The organism is Roseateles chitinivorans (assembly GCF_002761755.1).
GTDB classification, from domain to species: Bacteria; Pseudomonadota; Gammaproteobacteria; order Burkholderiales; family Burkholderiaceae_C; genus Roseateles; species Roseateles chitinivorans.
Genome location: NZ_PEOG01000013.1, coordinates 38,448 through 57,991, shown reverse-complemented (window position 1 = coordinate 57,991; position 19,544 = coordinate 38,448). Strand labels below are relative to the sequence as shown.

Below are 19,544 nucleotides of genomic sequence, written 5' to 3'. Positions count from 1 at the left end.
CTTCCCGCCGCGGCGGGGGCGTGAAGGAGTCGATGCCATGAAAACGAAACTGATGATGACGACGCTGCTGGCCGCGCTGGTGCTGGCCGGCTGCGCGACCCCACCGCCGATCGACGAGTCGCGCCTGCCGGCCACGCCGACGGCCTGGAAGTCGACGGCGACCGCGACCCCGATCGCAACTGCGACCGCGACCGCGACCGCCACCCAGACCGCCACGGTGGGCGAGGCGCGCTGGGCCGTGGTGCCGCCGGCCGATGCCGAGCCGCGCGGGGATTGGTGGCTCGCGTTCGGCGATCCGACGCTGAACGACCTGATCCGCCGCTCGCTGGCGGGCAACACTGATCTGCAGGGCGCGGCGGCACGGCTGGCGCAGGCGCGCGCGCTGCTGCGCAATGCCAACGCGGACCGCATGCCGCAGGTCGGCGCGAGCGCCGGGGCGGCGCGTGGCACGGTGGCCGGGCAGGGCCCCGCGCCGGCGACCCTGTACAACGCCGGCCTGGCGGCGAGCTGGGAGGTCGACCTTTCCGGCCGCCTGTCGCAGGCCAGCCGGGCAGCAGCGCTCGACGCGCAATCGCGTGAGGCGCTGCTGCAGTCGACGCGGCTGATGGTGCAGGCCGACGTGGCGCAGACCTACCTCGCGCTGCGTTTCGCCGACCAGGAGCGCCGCCTGGTGCGCGACACGGTGGCGGCCTACCGCGAGACGCTGGCGCTGACGCAGCGCCGCTACCAGGCAGGCGATGTCGCCGAGCTGGACCTGGCACGGGTGCAGACCGAGGTGGCCGCGACGGAGGCCGAGGCGATCAGCCTGGACCGTCGCCGCGCCGAGCTGGAAAACGCGTTGGCGGTGCTGTTGGGCGAGCCGGCGTCGGGCTTCAAGGTGGCCGAGGACACGGCGCTGGCGGCCTTGCCGGCGATCCCCTCGGGCCTGCCGAGCGCGATGCTGGCGCGTCGTCCGGACGTGGCCGCGGCGCAGCGCAGCCTGCTGGCGGCGCAGGCCCGGGTGGGCGTGGCGCAGGCCGCGTGGTTCCCGAGCCTGACGCTGACGGCCAACGGCGGGTATGCCTCGCCGGAGCTGAGCGATGTCTTCCGGTGGTCGGCACGGGCCTGGTCGGTGGACGCGCTGCTGTCGCTGCCGATCTTCGATGGCGGGCGCCGCAAGGCCGGCGTCGAGTCGGCGACGGCGGGGCTGGACCTGGCGATGTCGAGCTACCGGCAGCAGCTGCTGCAGGCGCTGCGCGAGGTCGAGGACTCGCTGGTTGGCCTGCAGACCTTGTCGCAGCAGGCGGACGTGCAGGGACAGGCCGTGCAGTCGTCGACGCGTGCGACGGCGCTGTCGGACTCGCGCTACCGCAACGGGCTGGTCAGCCAGCTGGACCTGCTGGATGCGCGCCGCAGCGAGCTGCGCAACCGCCGCGCGGCGCTGCAGGTGCAGGCGGCGCAATACCAGGCGACGGTCGGCCTCGTCCGCGCGCTGGGCGGCGGCTGGAACGCCCCGGCCTGAGCCCCCGCCGGGCAAGTCCCGGCCCCTTCATTCGCGACCGGTTCTACCGGTGCCCCTTTGGGCGTGCAGGGATGCACGCCCTTTTTTATTTCAGCAATGACCGCCGGCCCGCGCCCGCAGGCGGCGCCAGCCGGCGCGCATCAGCCAGGTGCCGACGCCGGCGAGCAGGAGCACGATCACCAGCGCACCGGTGGCGCCGGACGGCGCGCCCGCATCCTCGGCGGCACCGATCAGCGGCTTGAGCGCGTTGACGCCCGCGACCACCGCGGCCAGCCACAGCACCGCGCCGCCCAGGAACTGCCCGAAGGCCACCAGCTTGTTCATCCTGTCCTTCCGGAAACCATTCCTCGCGGAGCGTAGCGGCCTCGCGGGCCACTTCGCTCAAAGCCCTTCGGCCAGGAACGGCATCACCGCCGCGAGCAACGCGTCCGGCGCTTCTTCCGGGATGTAGTGCCCGCAAGGCAGGGGGCCGCCGTCGACGTCCGCCGCCACCCGGCGCCATTCCTTCAGCGGGTCGAAGCACTTCGCCACCACGCCCTGGGCGCCCCAGTACACCCGCAGTGGCATCGCCAGCTTCGCGCCGGCATCGCGGTCCGCGCGATCGTGCGCGAGATCGATGCCTGCCGCCGCGCGGTAGTCCTCGCACATGCCGTGCGCCGCACCGGGCAACGCCAGCGCCCGCTGGTACTCCGCGAAGGCGCGCGGGTCGAAGGCGGATAGCCCCGCATGCCGCCGCCCCATCACGTCCAGCGCGTAGGCCGCGGGATCGGCCTCGATCAGACGCTCCGGCATCGGCGCCGGCTGGATCAGGAAGAACCAGTGCCAGTACGCGCGGGCGAAGGTCTCGGTCGTCTGCTCGTACATCGCCAGCGTCGGCGCGATGTCCAGCAGCGCCAGGCGCTCGACCGCCACTGGATGATCGGCCGCCATCCGGTGCGCCACCCGCGCGCCGCGGTCGTGCGCCAGCACGCGAAAGCGCGCGTGCCCCAGCGCGGCCATCACCGTGACCAGGTCCAGCGCCATGCGCCGCTTGCTGTAGTTGCCGTGGTCCGCCTCGCCGGCGGGCTTGGACGAATCGCCATAGCCTCGCAGGTCGGGCATCACCACGGTGAAGCGCTCCGCCAGGGCCGGCAGCACGCGATGCCAGATCGCCAGCGTCTGCGGGTGGCCGTGGATCAGCAGCAGCGGCGGACCGTCGCCGCAGACCCGCGCATGGATCCGCACACCGGGCTCGACCTCGACGAACAGCCGCTTCGCGGTCGCCGGGAACAAGGCGTCGACCGGATGCGCCTCGGTGGTGAACTCGGCGGTGGGTGCTGGACGGGCACCGGCGGTGACACCGGTGTCGACGGTCGCGGCGGTCGGCGCGGCGGCCGGTGCGGGATGGGCGGGAGAAGGGGGGCGCGCGGCGTTCATTCGCCGATGCTAGGCGCGTTGGCCTCCGCCGCGCTGTCGGGGACGAGACACTGCGCCCGCGAACGGCGCTCCCACGCCGCCAGCGCGATCAGCACCGCGCAGGCGAAGGCGCTGGTCGCCACTGGTGGCCAGGCATGCACGAACGGTCCCGCCGCCGCCAGCACCAGCACCGCCACGCCGTGCGACCACGGCCAATGGCCGACCACCGCGCGCTTGAACAGCCCGACGCCGATGGCATAGATCCCCACGCCGCCGAGCAGGCACCAGGCCGTCTTCAGGTCGGTGTGGCCGTCGGGATGCGCGAGCACGAACTCGTCCGCCGCTGCGTTGACGATGATCCCGGCCACGATCGGCAGGTGGATGTAGGTGTAGGCCAGCCGCGCCAGCCGACCCGGGTCCTCGCTGTGGGCGATGCGGCCCGCGGCGAAGTCGTTGGTCGTGTCGAAGTAGAGCCACCACAGCGCCAGGCTGCCGGCGAAGGAGACCAGGAAGGCCAGCAGGCTCATCGTCGTCAACGGCGCCGCGGCGAAGGTCGCGCCGGTGACGAGCAGCGACTCGCCCAGCGCGATGATCACGAACAGCGCGCAGCGCTCGGCCAGGTGACCGCCGGAGACATTCCAGTCCGCCGTCGTCGACCGACCCAGCCCGGGCACGAAGAACCCGGCCGACGGGCCGATCACCTCGAGGCCCAGCGCCGCGACCCACAGCGGCACGCGCAGGTCCTCGTGCAGCGCGCCGGCGATCCACAGCACGGCCGACACCGACAGCCACGCGCCGATGCGCTGGAAGTTGCGCACCAGGGCCGCGTCGGCGCCGCGCGCCGCCCAGAGGAAGAACAGCGTGCGCCCGACCTGCAGGGCGGTGAAGGACAGCGCGAACATCAGCGCGCGTTCGCCGAAGGCCTGCGGCAGCGACACCGACATCAGCAGCCCGGCCAGCATCATCGCGAACAGGCACAGCCGCACCGGCAGCCGCTCCGGATCCAGCCAGTTCGTCACCCACGAGGTGAAGATCCATACCCACCAGACCGCCAGCATCAGGAAGCCGGTCTGCGCCGCGCCGCGCAGGGTGACGCCATCGTGGGCGAAATGCGCGATCAGCGTGTGCGACAGCTGGGTGACGGCGAAGACGAAGACGAGATCGAAGAACAGCTCGACAAAGCTGACCTTCGCATGACCGTGCGGATCGGGACGGCGCAGGAGGGGTATCCGGGACATCCCCGGACTGTCGCACGCGGGCGCGAGCCCTCCACCGGGGCCGATGCCAGCTTGACGCAGATCGCACGGGCGCACCCATAATCGCCCGCACCCCTGTCTCCCGCCGGCCCCACCCCCAACGCCCATCCGCCTTGACGAGACCGACCCGCCCGAGACGTCGCATGCGTTCCTCCGCCGAGCCGATCCATCGCACCAGCCTCGGTCGCGGCGTGGGGCTGCTGATGGTGGCCCTGGTGGCGATGGGCCTGATCATCGCCCTGCTGGCCGGTCGGGCGCGGGCGACGCTGGACGACCTGCGCCGCGCCGACCGCATCAACAACGTCCTGCCGACGATGACGATGCTGATGGAGGACCTGCTCAATGCCGAGACCGGCCAGCGCGGCTACCTGCTGACGCAGCGCTCCAGCTACCTGCAGCCCTACCGCGACGCGGTGCGCAACCTCGACCGCCGTGTCGAGGAGCTCGGCGCCCGCGACCAGGACCCTGCCCACGCGCCGAAGCTGGCACGCGTCCGCGAGCTGGTGAATCTCAAGCTCGGCGAGATGAACCAGACGATCCGGCTGCACGATTCCGGCCGGCAGGACGAGGCCCTGGAACTGGTGCTCAACGACCAGGGCCTGCACCACATGGATGAACTGCGCGACGTGCTGGGCGAGCTGACCTCGTCGCTGCGCGCCGAGCGGGCCGCGATCAGCGAGCGGCTGTCGCGCGAAGCCGGCCACACCGAGCTGCTGATGCTGGCCGGGCTGGCGATGCTGGGGCTGTTCACCGTGATGGCGACGAGCCAGGTCGTCCTGCGCTCGCGCGAGCTGCTGCGGACGCAGAAGCGCCTCCAGGGCATCGCCGACAACGTGCCCGCGCTGATCAGCCATTACGACGCCGATGGCCTGCTGCGCTTCGCCAATGCGGAGGTCGGCCGCGTCTTCCACGCCGACCCGGCCGCGCTGCGGGGAAGCACGCTCGAGCAGGTGCGCGGGACCGAGAACGCCGCGCAGATGCGGCCCTTCGTCGAACGGGTGATGCGCGGCGAGGCCGTGTCCTTCGACGCCGAGCAGGTCATCGACGGCGAGACGATGCACTTCCACCAGCGTTTCGTGCCGGAACTCGTCAACGGCCGCGTCGAGGGCTTCTACGCCTGCTCGATGGACATCACCGACCGCAAGCGCACCGAGGCGCTGGTCGCCGCGAGCGAACGCCGCATGAAGGCGGTCACCGACAACCTGCCGGTGTTCATCACCTACATCGACGCGGAACGCCGGATGCGCTACGTCAACGAGGCCTTGCGGACCTGGTTCGGCCTGGACCCGCAGGCGGCGATCGGCCTGCACATCGACGATGTCTTCGGACAGGCCAGCACCAGCCAGCGCAGCGCGCAGCTGGACCTGGCACTGAGCGGGGAACGGGTCGAGTTCGAGATCGCCTCGGTGATGTTGGGCAAGCAGCGGCACCTGCGCACCGTGTACGTGCCCGACGTGGTCGCGGACGGCCGGGTGCAGGGCATCTTCACCCTGTCCATCGACATCACCGTCATGAAGCAGGCCGAGGCGCAGCTGGCGCGGCTGGCCAGCTCCGACGCGCTCACCGGGCTGCCCAACCGGCGAGAGTTCGACCAGGCCCTGGCCGCGGCGCTGTCGCGTCAGCGCCGGCTCGCGCGCGAGGGCCGGGTGATGGCGCTGCTGTTCCTGGACATCGACCGCTTCAAGGCCATCAACGACACCCACGGTCACGGCGTGGGCGACATCGTGCTGCGCGAGTTCGCGGCGGTGCTGCGTCGGGCGGTGCGGGGCAGTGATCACGTGGCCCGCATCGCGGGCGACGAATTCGTCGCGGTGCTCGAAGGCCTGAACCGGCCCGAGGAGGCGGAGCAGGTGGCCGCCAAGATCGTCGACGCGGTGCGCGCCGCGCGGCCGGCCGAGGTGGCGATCACGACCAGCATCGGCATTGCCACCGTCGCCGATGTCGAGGCGCCGGCGATGGACCTGATCGCCCTGGCCGACCGGGCGTTGTACCAGGCCAAGCACCAGGGACGCGACGGCTGGGCGGCGCTGCGATGGCCGGGGCAGGACCAGCGGCGATGACACGCGAGGCATCGGCGAGGCATCGGCGATGATGACCGGATGAAGCGCACCCGAATCGTCGCGGGCGTCCTCATCGCCGCCGTGCTGGGCCTGGGACCGTCCACTGCCTCCGTCGCGTTCGCGCAAGCGTCGCCGTCCGCTCCCGCCGAGGCCGCCATGCCGGCGGCGCCCGCCGCGCCCGGCGAGCGTCCGCTGCGACCCTTGACCAACGACATCGCGGAACGCGTCCAGGCTTGCACGCTGTGCCACGGTCCGCAGGGTCGGGCAACACCGCAGGGCTACTTCCCGCGGCTGGCGGGCAAGCCGTCGGGCTATCTCTTCAACCAACTGCAGGCCTTCCGCGACGGGCGCCGCCATCATGCGCTGATGGCCGGGCTGCTGCGCAACATGAGCGACGATTACCTGCGCGAGATCGCCGGCTATTTCGCCGCGCTCGACGTGCCGTATCCAGCGCCTGTGCCCTCCGGCCTGGGCACGGAGCAGCAGGCCCGAGCCGAGCGACTCGTGACGCAGGGCGATCCGTCGCGCCGCGTGCCGGCCTGCACCGCCTGCCACGGCCCGTCGATGGCCGGCCGCCAGCCAGCGATTCCCGGCCTGCTGGGCCTGCCGCGCGACTACCTCGTCGGGCAACTCGGCGCGTGGCGCAATGGACTGCGGCGCGCGCATGCGCCGGACTGCATGGCCGACGTGGCCCGGGCGTTGTCTCCCGACGATGTCGCCGTGGTCGCGACCTGGCTCGCGGCGCGCCCGGCGGGCGCGCATCCGGAGCCCCCGTCATCGGCGCCGCTGCCGGTGGCGTGCGGAGGACTCGCGCCATGAGCGGGCCGGAACGCTCGTCCGGGACCTCGTCGCAGGATGCCGCCGCATTGCCGGCGCAGGACCGCGCCCGCCCGATGAGGACCTTCCTGCGCGGCCTCATCGGCCTGTCGATCGCGCTGCCGGTGATGGCGCTGCTGCTGATCGCCGGGGCCTGGGCACGGGAGCTCTGGCTGGCCGGTCGTCCGGCCGTGTCCGGCGCCGAGGACACCAACCCGGCCCTGGTCGCGCGCGGCGCCTATCTGGCGCGGGTGGCCAATTGCGCCGGCTGCCACAGTCCGCGCGGCGGCGCGCCGCTGGCGGGCGGTCTGCCGCTGGGCACGCCCTTCGGCACGTTGTTCAGCAGCAACCTCACGCCCGATCCGGAGACCGGCCTGGGTCGCTGGTCCGCCGACGACTTCTGGCGCGCGATGCACCACGGCCGCAGCCGCGACGGGCGGCTGCTTTATCCGGCGTTCCCGTACACCAGCTACACCGCGATGACGCGGGAGGATGCCGACGCGATCTTCGCCTGGCTGCGCCAGCAGCCGGCGGTCCGGCAGACCACACCGGCCCACCAGCTCGGCTGGCCCTATCGCTGGCAGACCGCGCTGGCGGTGTGGCGCCTGATGTATTTCACGCCGGGCGATGCGCCGTCGCAGGACGAGCCGGGCATCGATCGCGGCTCGTCGCGTGGAGAGGGCGGCCAGGCGGCGAGTGCGCGCGGCCGCTACCTGGTCCAGGCGGTGGGCCATTGCGCCGAATGCCATGCGCCGCGCAACCGGCTCGGCGCGCTGCGGGATGCGACGGGGCTGCGCGGCGGCTGGGTCGGCGTGCAGGGATGGACGGCGCCGTCGCTGGCGGATCCGCGGGCCGCGGGCGTGCAGGACTGGTCCGAGGACGAGGTGACGCACTGGCTGCGCGCCGGCTGGTCGCCGCGCGGCGCGGCGCTCGGGCCGATGGCCGACGTCGTCGCCGAAAGCCTGCAGCATCTGAGCGAGGCGGATGCGCGCGCGATCGCGGTCTACCTGCGCGGCCTGCCGCGCGAGGCGGCGACACCGGCCGAGTTCAAGCCGGCGCCGCCGGCGCAACTCGACCTCGGCCGCCAGGTCTATGCGAAGCACTGCGCCGATTGCCATGGCGATCGGGGGCAGGGGCGGCGCATCGACGGCCAGCCGGCCTATCCACCGCTGGCCGGCAACCGCGCGGTGACGCTCGATGCCCCGCAGAACCTGCTGCAGACCCTGGCGGACGGCGGCTACGCGCCGGCGACCCTCGCCCACCCCCGGCCTTACGGCATGCCGCCCTGGCGGCAGGTGCTGAGCGAGGAAGAGATGGCTGCCGTCGCGACGGTGATCCGGCAGAGCTGGGGCAACCAGGCGCCGGCGGTGACGACGCAGGACGTGCTGCGGCTGAAGTGATCCCGGGCCGAACGCGTGCCCTTGCGACTCGCGTCGCTGTCCCCCGCGGCACGGCGCCAGAGGCCGTCCCGAGCCCGCGCCGAGCGCGCGCAGAGCCTGCGCAGAGCCCGCGCAGAGCCCGCGCGTGGGGGCTTGAAATCCGCGCGAGCGGACCGGGCCCCGCGCGGCGGGCGCGGCATATGGGGACAGGCCACCCTCGATTTCAAGATCTTGAAGCGCGAAGGGGCGCTCCTAGTTGGGGAGTCATGGCGGCCACCCGCCGCGACTCACCCGCAGGAAGCCAAGGAGCCCCGCATGTACCGTCAACTGTTTGCCCGCGAACTGTTCAACGACCTCGACCGCTTCCAGCGCGAGATGAGCAGCCTGTTCGAAGTCACTGCCGGCCGCGGCGTCGCGCGCGGTGGTTATCCGGCCCTCAATGTCGGCCTGTCGCCGGAGGCGGTGGAGGTCTACGCCTTCGCTCCCGGCCTGGACCCGGCCACGATCGGCGTCGACCTGGACCGCGGCGTGCTGAGCCTGTCCGGCGAGCGCCTCTCGCCGCTGTCCGCCAAGCCGACCGCGGCCGAGGGCGAGACCGCGCCGCAATCGGCCGCGCCGGCCGGCAAGACCATCGTCCATCAGCGTGAGCGCTTCGCCGGCAAGTTCCGCCGCGTCGTCAGCCTGCCCGACGACATCGATCCGGAACAGGTGGCCGCGTCCTACAAGGACGGCGTGCTGCGCGTCAGCGTCAAGCGCCGTCCCGCGCCGCAGCCGCGTCGCATCGACATCCACTGATCCGCACTGCCCGCGATCAAGTCCCCGGAACCTCGAGACGAAAGTATTTTCATGAGCACGACCGCCGTTCATACCCCCGCCGCCGACGCCGCCACCGTGTCGGCTTCCGCTTCCGCCGCCGCCTCGACCCAGGCCGCGCGCCGACGTGACGACTACGCGATCCAGCCCGCCGTCGACGTGATCGAGGACGCACAAGGCCTGACGCTGTTCGCCGATCTGCCTGGCGTGCCGCGCGAGCAACTGCAACTGCGCGTCGATCAGGACCGTCTGGTCATCGAGGCCGAGATGCAACTGGACCTGCCCGCCGGCCTGGCCGCCGGTCATGTCGAGGTCTCGCGCCAGTTCTATCGCCGCGCGTTCACGCTGAGCAAGGAACTCGACGCCGACCAGATCGGCGCCGAACTGAGCAACGGCGTGCTGCGGGTGCGCATTCCCAAGGCCGCTCACGCGCAGCCGCGCAAGATCGACGTCAAGCTGAGCTGATCGCGCCAAAGGGCTCGGCCCGCCCCGGGTCGAGCGCGGCCGTTCGCCTCCAACGGGCTCCCTCTCCGGAGCCCGCGTCGCTTTTGGGCTCGCTGCCCTTCCCCTGCGGACTCGAACTTGAAGTCGGAGTCGGATGCGGACTCGGTCCCGCCGGCTGCAGTGCGCAGCGGTTCGCGCGTTCAGAACCGATAGAGCCGGCGTGCGTTGCCTGAGCGCAGCGCTTCGAGTGCCGCGCTGGTCCCCGCCACCTCGGTGAGCCATGCCGGCGAGGTCGACGTGTTCCGCGCCTGCTCATGCGCCGTGCACGGCCAATCGCTGCCCCAGACCAGCCGCTCCGGGCCTATCAGTTCCAACCAGCGGGACGCCAGCGTCGTGGCCTCACACTCGGCCGCCAGGCGATAGGGCGCGCTGAGCTTCACATGCAGCCGATTCCGCTGGGCAGCGCTCAGCGCCTGGAGTTCCGACACCGCCGCCGGCTTGCCGAAATGGTCCGCGACGACGGTCAGCGCCTGGGGAATCCGATCCAGGACTTCCGCCAGCCGGCCATGGTCCGTATGAATCTGCACATGCCAGTCCAGGGTCTCGAGACGCTCGAACAGCTGATGCCATTCGGCGCCCAGCCGGTGGTCGGTGCCCACGAGGTTGAGCCGGATGCCGCGCACGCCCAGCGCCTGCATGCGCTGGAGTTCGGGCATGGCGATGTCCGGCGCGACGACGACCACGCCGCGCAGTCGCCCGGCCTGTTCCGCCAGCATTTGAAGCAGGTGGGTGTTGTCGGTGCCGAGGAAGCTCGGCTGGACCAGCACGCCGTGCGTGATGCCGTGGGGTGCCGTCGCCGCCGCCCAGGCTTCGAGCGGTGCGGCGTAGGTCGGCACATAGCGCGCGCCGGGCACGCCGGTGGTCGTCAGCGGGAACGCGTGGAAATGGGCGTCGACCACGCCCGCGCTCGGACCGGGCTTGACGTCGGAAGAGGGCGTCGGCATCATGCGTGAATTCTAGTCCTATAGAGGACTATAGGAAATCCATTTTGGAAACAGGACTTCCCAACCTTGCCAATGGCGCCGGTGTGAGCCGGTATGCCCAGCTCGCGCAGGACCTGCGGCAGCGCATCGTCGCCGGCGAATGGGCCGCGGGCGCGGCCATTCCTGCGGAGACCGACCTGGCGGAACGCTTCGGCGTGGCGCTGGGCACGGTGCGCCAGGCGGTGGCCATGCTCGCCGCCGAAGGCATCGTCCAGCGCGTGCACGGCAAGGGCACCTTCGTGACCCAGGGGCTCAACGGTCCGTCGCTGCTGCGCTTCTTCCGTTTCCGCGGACCGACGAACGAGCCGCCGACGGCGCGCGTCCATCGCTGCCAGACGGTGCGCCTGCGCGCGGCGGAGGCACTGGCGCTCGGCCAGCAGACCGGCGACGCGGCGCTGCGGGTGAAGCGGGTGCGCCTGCTGGCCGGGCGGCCGGTGCTGGCCGAAGACCTGCTGCTGCCGCTGGCCCGCTTCGAGGCGCTGCGCGCGCTGCCGACCGGCGAATGGGAGGACCTGCTCTATCCGATGCTGGCCCGGCTCTGCGGGGTGACCGTCGCGCGGGCCAATGACGAACTGAGCTTCGGCCATCTCGACGCGGCCACCGCCGCGTTGCTGGATCTGCCCGAGGGCGCGCCGGCCATCCGGGTCGATCGGCAGGCCTTCGACCTCGGCGGTCAATGCATCGAGCTGCGCACCACCTGGGGTGACGCGACCGCTTTCCACTACAGCGCCGAGATGCGCTGATCGCTTTATCAGGAGACCATGATGATCGGACGACGCCCTGCCGTGATGACGGCGCTTGCCCTGGCCTGCGGCCTGTCGACGGGCGCCTGGGCGCAAGCCTGGCCCAGCAAGCCGGTGACCCTGATGGTCAGCTATCCGCCGGGCGGCGGTGCCGACCTGATCGCGCGGCTGATCGCGCCCAAGCTGGGCGAGGCGCTGGGCCAGACCGTCATCATCGAGAACCGCCCCGGCGGCAGCGGCCAGATCGCCGCCGGCGCCGTGGCGCGCGCGCCGGCCGACGGCTACACGCTGCTGTTCGACGCCTCGTCCTATGCGGTCACGCCGACGCTGTTCCCGAACTCGCCCTACAAGCAGGGCAAGGCCTTCAAGACGGTCGCGGTGACGGCGCTCTTCCCCAACGTGGTCCTGGTGAACGCCCAGTTCCCCGCGAAGACCGCTGCCGAGCTGGTCGCCGCTGCGAAGGTGAAGACCGACCAGGTCGCCTTCGCGTCGTCGGGCAACGGGTCGGCGCAGCACATCGCCGGCGTGCTGTTCGAGCAGGCCGCGAAGGTCGAGATGATGCACGTGCCCTACAAGGGCGGCGGTCCGGCGCTGACCGATGTCATCGGCGGCCAGGTGCCGGTGTTCTTCGGCAACGTGGCCTCGACGCTGCAGTACGTGAAGCAGGGCAAGCTGCGGCCGCTGGCGGTGAGCGGGCGCCAGCGCTCGGCGGCGCTGCCCGAGGTGCCCACCGGCGCCGAGGCCGGCCTGCCGGGCTTCGAGATGTACGAGTGGAATGGGCTGTTCGCGCCGGCCGGGACGCCCGGCCCGGTGGTCGAGCGCCTGTCGCGGGCGGTCCAGCAGGCGCTGGCCGCACCGGAGGTGAAGGCCCGGATCGTGGAACTGGGCGGCGAGCCCTTCCATGGCGGCGTCGCCGAATCCGGCAAGTTCGTCGATGCGGAACTCAAGCGGATGGCGTCCCTGATCAAGGAGCGTCACATCACGGTGGAGTGATCGCCGGCGCGCGGCCCCGGACGATCAGTTCAGCCGCGACACCGACATCACCGCCTCGGGCGGTGCCGCCATCGCGGCGAACGCCGCCTCGGCGGCCTGGCCGGCGCGGGCCGCGTCATCCAGGCTGACCTGCATCCGGCGCCGCATCCAGGGCCGGATGTCCTCCAGCGGACCGACATCCGGCAGCAGGCTCCAGTCCTGCAGCGCCTGCACCGCATGCGGCACCGGTTCCTGGCCCGCGAGCGCGCGCTGCAACTTCGCGGCGGCCGCCGGCATTTCGGCCATCAGGTCGCCGTCCAGGTCCTGGCCGCGCCGCATCAGGCTCTGCCGCATCATCGACAGATGGGCCATCAGCCGGTAGCCGTGGTCCAGCACCGCATTGAGCTCGTCCTGCGGCGGCCTCACCCGGCGGGGTTCCGCCGCGCTGCGCTGCAGGGCCGCGGACAGCGCCGCCAGCGCGTCATAGGCCTGTCGCCGCGCCATGCGCTGGGTCAGCGCGCCGGCGGGCGTCATCGCCGCCGTCATCGCCTGCAACGCGTACTGCTGCAGCGCATGCTGGGCCCGCTTCAGCGCGCGGGGCAGGTTGCGCCGCTCCCAGGCCGGCAGCACATAGCTGAAGGCCCAGGCCAGGGCCGCGCCCAGCACCGTGTCGGCCAGCCGCTCGGAGACCGCGATCCCGTGCGACGGATCGGCCAGGTGCGACTGCAGCAGGGCGAGCATCGTCGCGGCGATGGCGGTGACCAGGTAGCGGCGGGTGACGAACGCATGCGCGATGCCAACCGCCACCTGCAGCACGATGATCCACAGCGTCTGGCTCGGGATCAGCGACAGCGCCAGCATCAGCCCGCAACCGATCGCGGTGCCCAGCACCCGCAGGTTGCGGCGCTCCAGCGTCTGGTCCAGGCTGCCGCGCAGCACCACCGCCACCGACAGCACCAGCCAATGCGGATGGGAGGCCCAGGGCAGCGCCAGGGCGATGAAGTAGGCCGAGGCCAGCGCCAGCGTGCTGCGCAGCGCGTGCCGCAGCACCGGCGAGTCCAGGTGCAGCTGCGCCCGCAGCAAGCCCATCGGCCAGCCGACCGGCGTGACGAACTGGCGCAGCGTGCCGGCCTCCAGCGCCAGCGGCGGCACCGGCTGGGCCAGGTCCAGCGCGCGGCCCATCGCCAGCACCTCGCCATCCAGGTGCGACAAGCGGTCCTGCAGCACGAGCTGCAGGCGCGTGCGGGGATCCTGCGGCGGCAGTTCGGGCCAGCGCGTCGGCCGCACCGTGTTCATCGCGGGAGCCCGCTCGTCGAGCAGCGCATCGCGGTACTCGTCCAGCAGCACGCCCAGCGCCTTGAGCCGACCGACCAGGGCGGCGCGCATCTGCTGCCCGACCGGATCCTCGCCCAGCAGCTCCAGGTCGAGCCGGCTGGCCAGCATCAGGTCGCGCAGCTCGACCACGTGCAGCAGCACCGCGGCGCTGCGCGGATCGGTCCGGGCGCGCGGGAACACCTGGTCACGTGCGGTCTGCAGCAGTTCGGCGAGCTGGGCCTCGTTGCCCAGCCAGTCGCGCATCGCATGGGCCGCGCCGCCGCTGCCCAGCAGCTCGGCGCGCGCCGTCAGCAGCTGCGCCAGGCCATGCAGCGCGTCGGCCAGCGCGAGGCGATGGAAGCGCCGCTGCAGCAGGGCGCTGGTCAGCACGCTCCACAGCAGGTAGAGCGCGATGCCGGCCGCGCCGCTGGCCAGCACGACCGGCAGCGGCTGCGGCGGCCAGGCCAGCGCGAACACCATGGCCAGGATGGGCGCGAACGAAACGGGGCCCGCGCGCGGTCCCCAGCTCAGCAGCAGGGCGCTGCCGAAGGCGAGCGCGGCCACCAGGGCGCCCATCGCGACGCGATGGGGATGCAGCACCGCGACCAGCCCGACCGCCAGCAGCGTCATCGCGCCCGCGGTCAGTACCCGGTTGCGGTTGCGCCGGACGCTGCCCGGTAGATCGGCCAGGCTGGCGCAGATGGCACAGGCCATCGCCAGCTGCGAGGCGACATGCGACAGCGCGGCGGGCGCCGCATGCGACACGATCACCTGCACCAGCATCACCCCCAGGGCGACGCTGAGGCCGTTCCACCAGTGCGCCGGCCAGTGACGCCAGCGACCGGCCGCCATCAGGCTTCCCGGACGCGCTGGTTCAGATGGGCCAGGGCTTCCTCGACCTGGTCGACCAGCACCAGGCACAGGTCGCCCGGTTGCAGGCGCTCCAGCGCGCGGTCGATCGCGACGAACTCGCCACGGATCTCCTCGATGTGCTTGGTCCGGGTCGCGCCTTTCAGACCCTGCTGCAGCAGCGCCAGGACCTCACCGTCCTCGCGGCCGCGCTGGCAGGCGTCCTGGAACAGGATGGCCTCGTCGAAGGCCTCGCCCAGGATCTGCGTCTGGATGCGGATGTCCTCGTCGCGGCGGTCGCCGGCGCCCGAGATCACCACCGAGCGCTTATTGGCCGGCAGCGCCTGCACCGCCTGCACCAGCGCGCGCATCGCATCGCCGTTGTGGCCGTAGTCGGCGATGACGGTCGCGCCGCGGTAGTCCATCACGTTGAAGCGGCCCGGCACGCTGTCCGGGTCGCTCATGAAGCTGGCCAGCCCGCGCCGGATCGTGTCCCAGTCCAGGCCCACGCCCCAGGCCGCGGCCACCGCGGCCATCGCGTTCTCGTTCTGGAACGGGATCGCGCCGCCGCGGGTGAAGGGGATGTCGCGCAGCGGGATCGACTCGCGCCAGGCGCCCTGCGCGGCGACCAGCGCGTCGCCGTCGATGTAGACGCAGCGCTTGCCTTGTGCGCGGTGGGTGGCCATCAGCGGATGGTGGCGGTCGCTCGCGAAGAAGATCACCTGGCCCGGGCAGACCTCGGCCATCCGGGCGACGACCGGGTCGGCGGCGTTGAGCACCGCGTAGCCGTTGTCCGCCACGTTCTGCACGATCACGCGCTTGACCAGCGCCAGCTCCTCGACGGTGTTGAGGAAGTTCATGCCGAGGTGGTCGCCCTCGCCCAGGTTGGTCACCACCGCCACCTGGCAGCGGTCGAAGCCCAGGCCCTCGCGCAGCACGCCACCGCGGGCGGTCTCGAAGACCGCCGCCTCGACGTCCGGATGCATCAGCACGTTGCGGGCGCTCTTCGGGCCGGAGCAGTCGCCGCTGTCGGTCTGGCGGCCGTCGACATAGACGCCGTCGGTGTTGGTCATGCCCACCCGCAGGCCCTGCGTCGCGAACATGTGCGCCACCAGCCGGGAGGTCGTCGTCTTGCCGTTGGTGCCGGTGACCGCCACGATGGGGATGCGGCCGTCTTCGCTGGCCGCGCCGCGGCTGCCATGGCCGTAGATGCTGGAGATGATGGCCTCGCCGACGTCACGGCCCTTGCCGTAGGACGGGCTCAAGTGCATCCGCAGGCCCGGCGCGGCATTGACCTCGACGATGCCGCCGCTCTGCTCCTCGAGCGGCTTGTGCACGCTCTCGGCGACCACGTCGACGCCGCAGACATGCAGCCCGACCACCGTGGCCGCCGCGATCGCGCGTGCCGCGACCTCGGGATGCACGTCGTCGGTCACGTCGGTGGCGGTGCCGCCGGTGGACAGGTTGGCGTTGTTGCGCAGGATCACGCGGCGGCCCTTGTCGGGGACCGACTCGGGCGTCAGCCCCTGCAGGTCCAGGCGCGCGATGGCGATGTCGTCCAGGCGGATCTTCGTCAGCGAGGTGGCGTGGCCGTCGCCACGGCGCGGGTCTTCGTTGACCTTGTCGACCAGTTGGCGCACCGTGTGCACGCCGTCGCCGATCACATTGGGCGGATCGCGGCGGGCCGCGGCCACCAGCTTGTCGCCGACGACCAGCAGCCGGTAGTCGCTGCCGGGCAGGAACTTCTCGACCATCACCGTGCCGATCTCGTCGGCCGCCTTGTAGGCCATCTCCAGATGCTCGCGCGAGGCGACGTTCACTGTCACCCCCTTGCCCTGGTTGCCGTCCAGCGGCTTCACCACGACCGGCAGGCCGATCTCCTGCGCCAGTTCCCAGGCCTCGTCGACCGAGCTCACCGGCGCGCCGATCGGCACCGGCACGCCGGCCGACTGCAGCAGGCGCTTGGACAGGTCCTTGTCCTGCGCGATCGATTCGGACACCGCGCTGGTGGCGTCGACCTCGGCCGCCCAGATGCGGCGCTGCTTGACGCCCCAGCCCAGCTGCACCAGCGAGCCCTGCGTCAGGCGGCGGAACGGGATGCCGCGCTTGCAGGCGGCGTCGACGATCGAGCCGGTCGAGGGCCCCAGGCGGATGTCCTCGTCGGTCTCGCGCAGCGCCTTGATGGCGGCGTCGGCGTCGAAGGCATCGCCCGACTGGGCGGCGGCGATCAGCTCGACCGCCTTGTCGAAGGCCATGCGGCCGACGTCTTCCTCGCTGTACTCGACGACGACCTGGTAGGTGCCCGGTTCGGACGTCGTGTGGGTGTGGCTGAAGGTCACCGGGCAACCGGCCTGGGCTTGCAGCGCGAGCGCGGCCTGTTCCAGCACATGGGCCAGCGTGATCGGCGCCTTGGCGCTGCTGGCCGGCCGCAGCGGGCCGATGCCGGGGAAGCGCTCGCGCAGGCGGGCCTCGAAGCCGGCCATGTCGGCGAGCGCGCGCTCGGTCTCGCTGCAGTGCACGACCGCCTCGATGGCGGTGTGGCGGCTCCACATGTTGGGGCCGCGGAGGGCGCGGGTGCGGGAGACTTCCATCTGTCGTCTTTCGGTTCGACTGTTCTTTGAAGGGGCGATCGGAACGGCGGCCGGCGCGCTTACTGCGGCAGGTCCGGCACGAAGGTGTCCAGGCCGGCGGAGATCAGCTCGGGCGAAATGCCCATCGCCCAGGCGGTGGCGACGGCGGCCAGCACCGAGTCGGTGGCGATCTCCTGTCCGGCCACGCGGAAACGGGCCTGCAGCGAGTCGACATTGGCGCCGGAGGTTTCCGCCGTGCCCTGTGCCAGCATCGCGGCGCCGCCGCGCAGGAACACGCCGCGGCCCTCTTGGGCGCGGTGCGCGGCCAGCGCCGCGTTGGCGGCGTCCAGCGCGTAGAAGATGACCTCGCCATCGGAGAGCTCCGCCATCTCCACCACCTTGGCTTCGTCGGCATTGAGCACGGCGACGCCGTCGGGCAGCACCACGTCGACCTGCGTGCGCAAGACCTTGAAGAGCTGGTCCTCGGTCTGGATGTCGTGCTGGTCGAGTTCGGCCACGCGGCCCATGTCGGTCACCACGCCGACCTGGCAGCGGTCGTAGGCCAGTCCATCGCCCAGGATGGTGCCGGCGCCGTTCTCGACCACGATCGCGTCGACCGCGCGGTTCATCAGCAGGCGGTGGCTGGCGGCCCAGGTCGCGCTGGGCTTGCGCTCGACGCGGCGGGTGCCCAGGAACAGGCCGGCGCCGCAGGCCAGGCCGACATGGCGGCCGTTCAGGTGCAGCAGCCAGCCGACCAGGCGCGCGATCTGCGCCGTGCCGCGCGAGCCGGCGACGCCCACGATCGGGATGCGGCCGTTCTCGTCCTCGGCGAACAGGTGGTCGATGATGGCCTGGCCGACCGGCTGGGGCATGCCTTCGGCCGGCTTGAGGTGCATCAGCAGGCCCGGGCCCGCATTGACCTCGACGATGGCGCCGCCGGTCTCGGACAGCGGCCGCGAGATGTCGCTGCAGACCAGGTCGACGCCGGCGATGTCCAGGCCGACGGTGCGAACCGCCAGCGACACCGCATGGGCGACTTCGGGATGAATCTGCGCGGTGCAGTCGATCGCGACGTTGCCGTTGCGCTGGATCAGCACCCGGCGGCCGGCCTCGGGAATGCCGTCGCCGGACAGGCCCTGGCGCTGCAGATCGAGCAGCACGACCGGGTCGTCACGGATGTCGATGCGGTTGAGCGGGAAGTCTTCCGTCGTGCCGCGGCGCGGATCGGTGTTGATCTGCAGGTCGATCAGCTCGACGACGGTGTGCGTGCCGTCGCCGGTGATCCAGGCTTCCTCGCCGCGGGCCGCGGCGACCACCAGGCCGCCGACCACCAGCAGGCGGTGCTCCATGCCGGGGATGTAGCTCTCGACCAGCACTTCCGAGCCTTCCTTGTCGGCCAGGTGGAAGGCGGCCTCGACGTCGGCCTGGTGGCGCAGGTCCAGGGTGACGCCGCGGCCGTGGTTGCCGTCCGAAGGCTTCACCACGACCGGCAGGCCCAGGTCCTGGGCGACCTCCCAGGCCTCGGCGGCGGTCTTGACCGCCTGGCCGGCGGGCACCGGCACCCCGACCGACTTCAGCAGTTCCTTGGTCAGGTCCTTGTCGCGCGCGATGCCCTCGGCGATCGCGCTGGTCATGTCGGTCTCGGCCGTCCAGATGCGACGCTGGCGCGCGCCGTAGCCGAGCTGGACCAGGTTGCCGTCGTTCAGGCGGATGTGGGGGATGCGGCGGTCGGTGGCGGCCGCCACGATGGCGGCGGTGGACGGGCCGAGGTAGCAATCGTCGAGCTTGTCGCGGATCGCCTCGACGGCGGCATCGACATCGAAGTCATCGCCGTTGATGGTGGCCATCAGCAGCGCGTGGCCTTGCTCGAGCGCGCAGCGGGCGACCTGCTCGTCGCGGGCCCGGAAGACCATGCGGTAGACGCCATGCTGCGAGGTGGACCGGGTCTGGCCGAAGCCGGTGGGCATGCCCGCCAGGTTCAGCAGCTCGATGACGACGTGCTCCAGCACATGGCCCATCCAGGTGCCTTCGGTCAGGCGCTGCAGGAAGCCGCCGCGCTCGCCCACGCCGCAGTGGTGCTCTTCCAGCGCCGGCAGCCGCTTGCACAGGCGCTCGGTGAAGCCGGGGATCAGGTTCGAGGGATGTTCCTCCAGGCCGCCCAGGTCCAACCAGGTTTCCAGCACCGGACGGTAGGTCCACATGTTGGGGCCGCGCAGGTAGTTGATGCGCAGGAGCTTGATGTCGTCGTGTCGGCTCATGAGGGGAGGGAACGTGGATGGGGGCCGCCCGGCGGACTACCGGAGAGGAATGCGAAGCACAATTGTGCGCTTAAGCGAAAATCCCGCGAAAAATGCCGCATCCGGGTTGGTCCGGGTCTTGCCCCGTCCGG

Annotated in this window: 15 protein-coding genes; 8 read left to right on the top strand and 7 right to left on the bottom strand. The window is 71.8% G+C overall.

Annotation, left to right across the window (positions count from 1 at the left end):
• Positions 1 to 37 precede the first annotated feature (37 nt).
• The gene (locus tag CS062_RS06305) at positions 38 to 1,501 is read left to right on the top strand and encodes an efflux transporter outer membrane subunit (protein WP_099860589.1); all 1,464 of its coding nucleotides are present in this window, start codon (positions 38 to 40) and stop codon (positions 1,499 to 1,501) included.
• Between the two features lie 90 nt (positions 1,502 to 1,591).
• Here CS062_RS06305 and CS062_RS06300 read toward each other — a convergent pair whose 3' ends face one another.
• From CS062_RS06300 to CS062_RS06290, 3 genes are read right to left on the bottom strand one after another with little or no spacing between them, the layout of a single operon-like run.
• Complete coding sequence (locus tag CS062_RS06300) at positions 1,592 to 1,825, bottom strand: hypothetical protein (protein WP_099860588.1); 234 nt, start codon at positions 1,823 to 1,825, stop codon at positions 1,592 to 1,594.
• A 57-nt stretch (positions 1,826 to 1,882) separates the two neighbouring features.
• Positions 1,883 to 2,917, bottom strand: coding sequence for an alpha/beta fold hydrolase (locus tag CS062_RS06295; protein ID WP_099860587.1), 1,035 nt, complete (start codon positions 2,915 to 2,917; stop codon positions 1,883 to 1,885).
• Positions 2,914 to 4,134: a low temperature requirement protein A gene (locus CS062_RS06290; protein ID WP_099860586.1), complete on the bottom strand. Its 1,221-nt coding sequence runs from the start codon at positions 4,132 to 4,134 to the stop codon at positions 2,914 to 2,916. The genes CS062_RS06295 and CS062_RS06290 overlap by 4 nt, the downstream gene beginning before the upstream one ends.
• A gap of 161 nt (positions 4,135 to 4,295) precedes the next feature.
• Between CS062_RS06290 and CS062_RS06285 the strand changes: the two genes are divergently transcribed.
• The 5 genes from CS062_RS06285 (at position 4,296) to CS062_RS06265 (ending at position 9,685) form a co-directional block, all read left to right on the top strand.
• Positions 4,296 to 6,212, top strand: a complete 1,917-nt coding sequence (locus CS062_RS06285; RefSeq protein ID WP_099860585.1) for a diguanylate cyclase domain-containing protein — start codon at positions 4,296 to 4,298, stop codon at positions 6,210 to 6,212.
• 39 nt (positions 6,213 to 6,251) lie between these two features.
• Positions 6,252 to 7,031, top strand: a complete 780-nt coding sequence (locus CS062_RS06280) for a c-type cytochrome (RefSeq protein WP_233217937.1) — start codon at positions 6,252 to 6,254, stop codon at positions 7,029 to 7,031.
• 74 nt (positions 7,032 to 7,105) lie between these two features.
• Positions 7,106 to 8,428: a c-type cytochrome gene (locus CS062_RS06275; RefSeq protein ID WP_099860639.1), complete on the top strand. Its 1,323-nt coding sequence runs from the start codon at positions 7,106 to 7,108 to the stop codon at positions 8,426 to 8,428.
• Between the two features lie 294 nt (positions 8,429 to 8,722).
• A complete protein-coding gene (locus CS062_RS06270) occupies positions 8,723 to 9,202 on the top strand; it encodes an Hsp20/alpha crystallin family protein (RefSeq protein ID WP_099860584.1) in 480 nt (159 codons plus the stop codon).
• Positions 9,203 to 9,253: 51 nt separating this feature from the next.
• A complete protein-coding gene (locus tag CS062_RS06265; RefSeq protein ID WP_099860583.1) occupies positions 9,254 to 9,685 on the top strand; it encodes an Hsp20/alpha crystallin family protein in 432 nt (143 codons plus the stop codon).
• Positions 9,686 to 9,864: 179 nt separating this feature from the next.
• Here the strand turns inward: CS062_RS06265 and CS062_RS06260 are convergent, their stop codons facing one another.
• A complete protein-coding gene (locus CS062_RS06260; RefSeq protein ID WP_099860582.1) occupies positions 9,865 to 10,671 on the bottom strand; it encodes an amidohydrolase family protein in 807 nt (268 codons plus the stop codon).
• A gap of 80 nt (positions 10,672 to 10,751) precedes the next feature.
• On the opposite strand from CS062_RS06260, the gene CS062_RS06255 reads away from it, so the two are divergent.
• Entirely contained in the window at positions 10,752 to 11,450 is a 699-nt protein-coding gene (locus CS062_RS06255) for a GntR family transcriptional regulator (protein WP_233217935.1), read from the top strand.
• A gap of 21 nt (positions 11,451 to 11,471) precedes the next feature.
• Positions 11,472 to 12,443: a tripartite tricarboxylate transporter substrate binding protein gene (locus tag CS062_RS06250; protein WP_233217934.1), complete on the top strand. Its 972-nt coding sequence runs from the start codon at positions 11,472 to 11,474 to the stop codon at positions 12,441 to 12,443.
• Between the two features lie 24 nt (positions 12,444 to 12,467).
• On the opposite strand, the gene CS062_RS06245 is transcribed toward CS062_RS06250, so the two are convergent.
• Genes CS062_RS06245 through CS062_RS06235 form a run of 3 tightly spaced genes read right to left on the bottom strand, consistent with a single transcriptional unit; the run spans position 12,468 to position 19,413 of the window.
• Entirely contained in the window at positions 12,468 to 14,588 is a 2,121-nt protein-coding gene (locus tag CS062_RS06245) for an FUSC family protein (RefSeq protein WP_099860580.1), read from the bottom strand.
• The gene (cphA, locus tag CS062_RS06240; protein WP_099860579.1) at positions 14,588 to 17,176 is read right to left on the bottom strand and encodes a cyanophycin synthetase; all 2,589 of its coding nucleotides are present in this window, start codon (positions 17,174 to 17,176) and stop codon (positions 14,588 to 14,590) included. Before cphA ends, CS062_RS06245 begins: the two co-directional genes overlap by 1 nt.
• Before the next feature lie 59 nt (positions 17,177 to 17,235).
• Positions 17,236 to 19,413 (bottom strand): cyanophycin synthetase, encoded by a 2,178-nt coding sequence (locus CS062_RS06235; RefSeq protein WP_099860578.1) that lies wholly within the window; start codon positions 19,411 to 19,413, stop codon positions 17,236 to 17,238.
• Between the last annotated feature and the right edge of the window lie 131 nt (positions 19,414 to 19,544).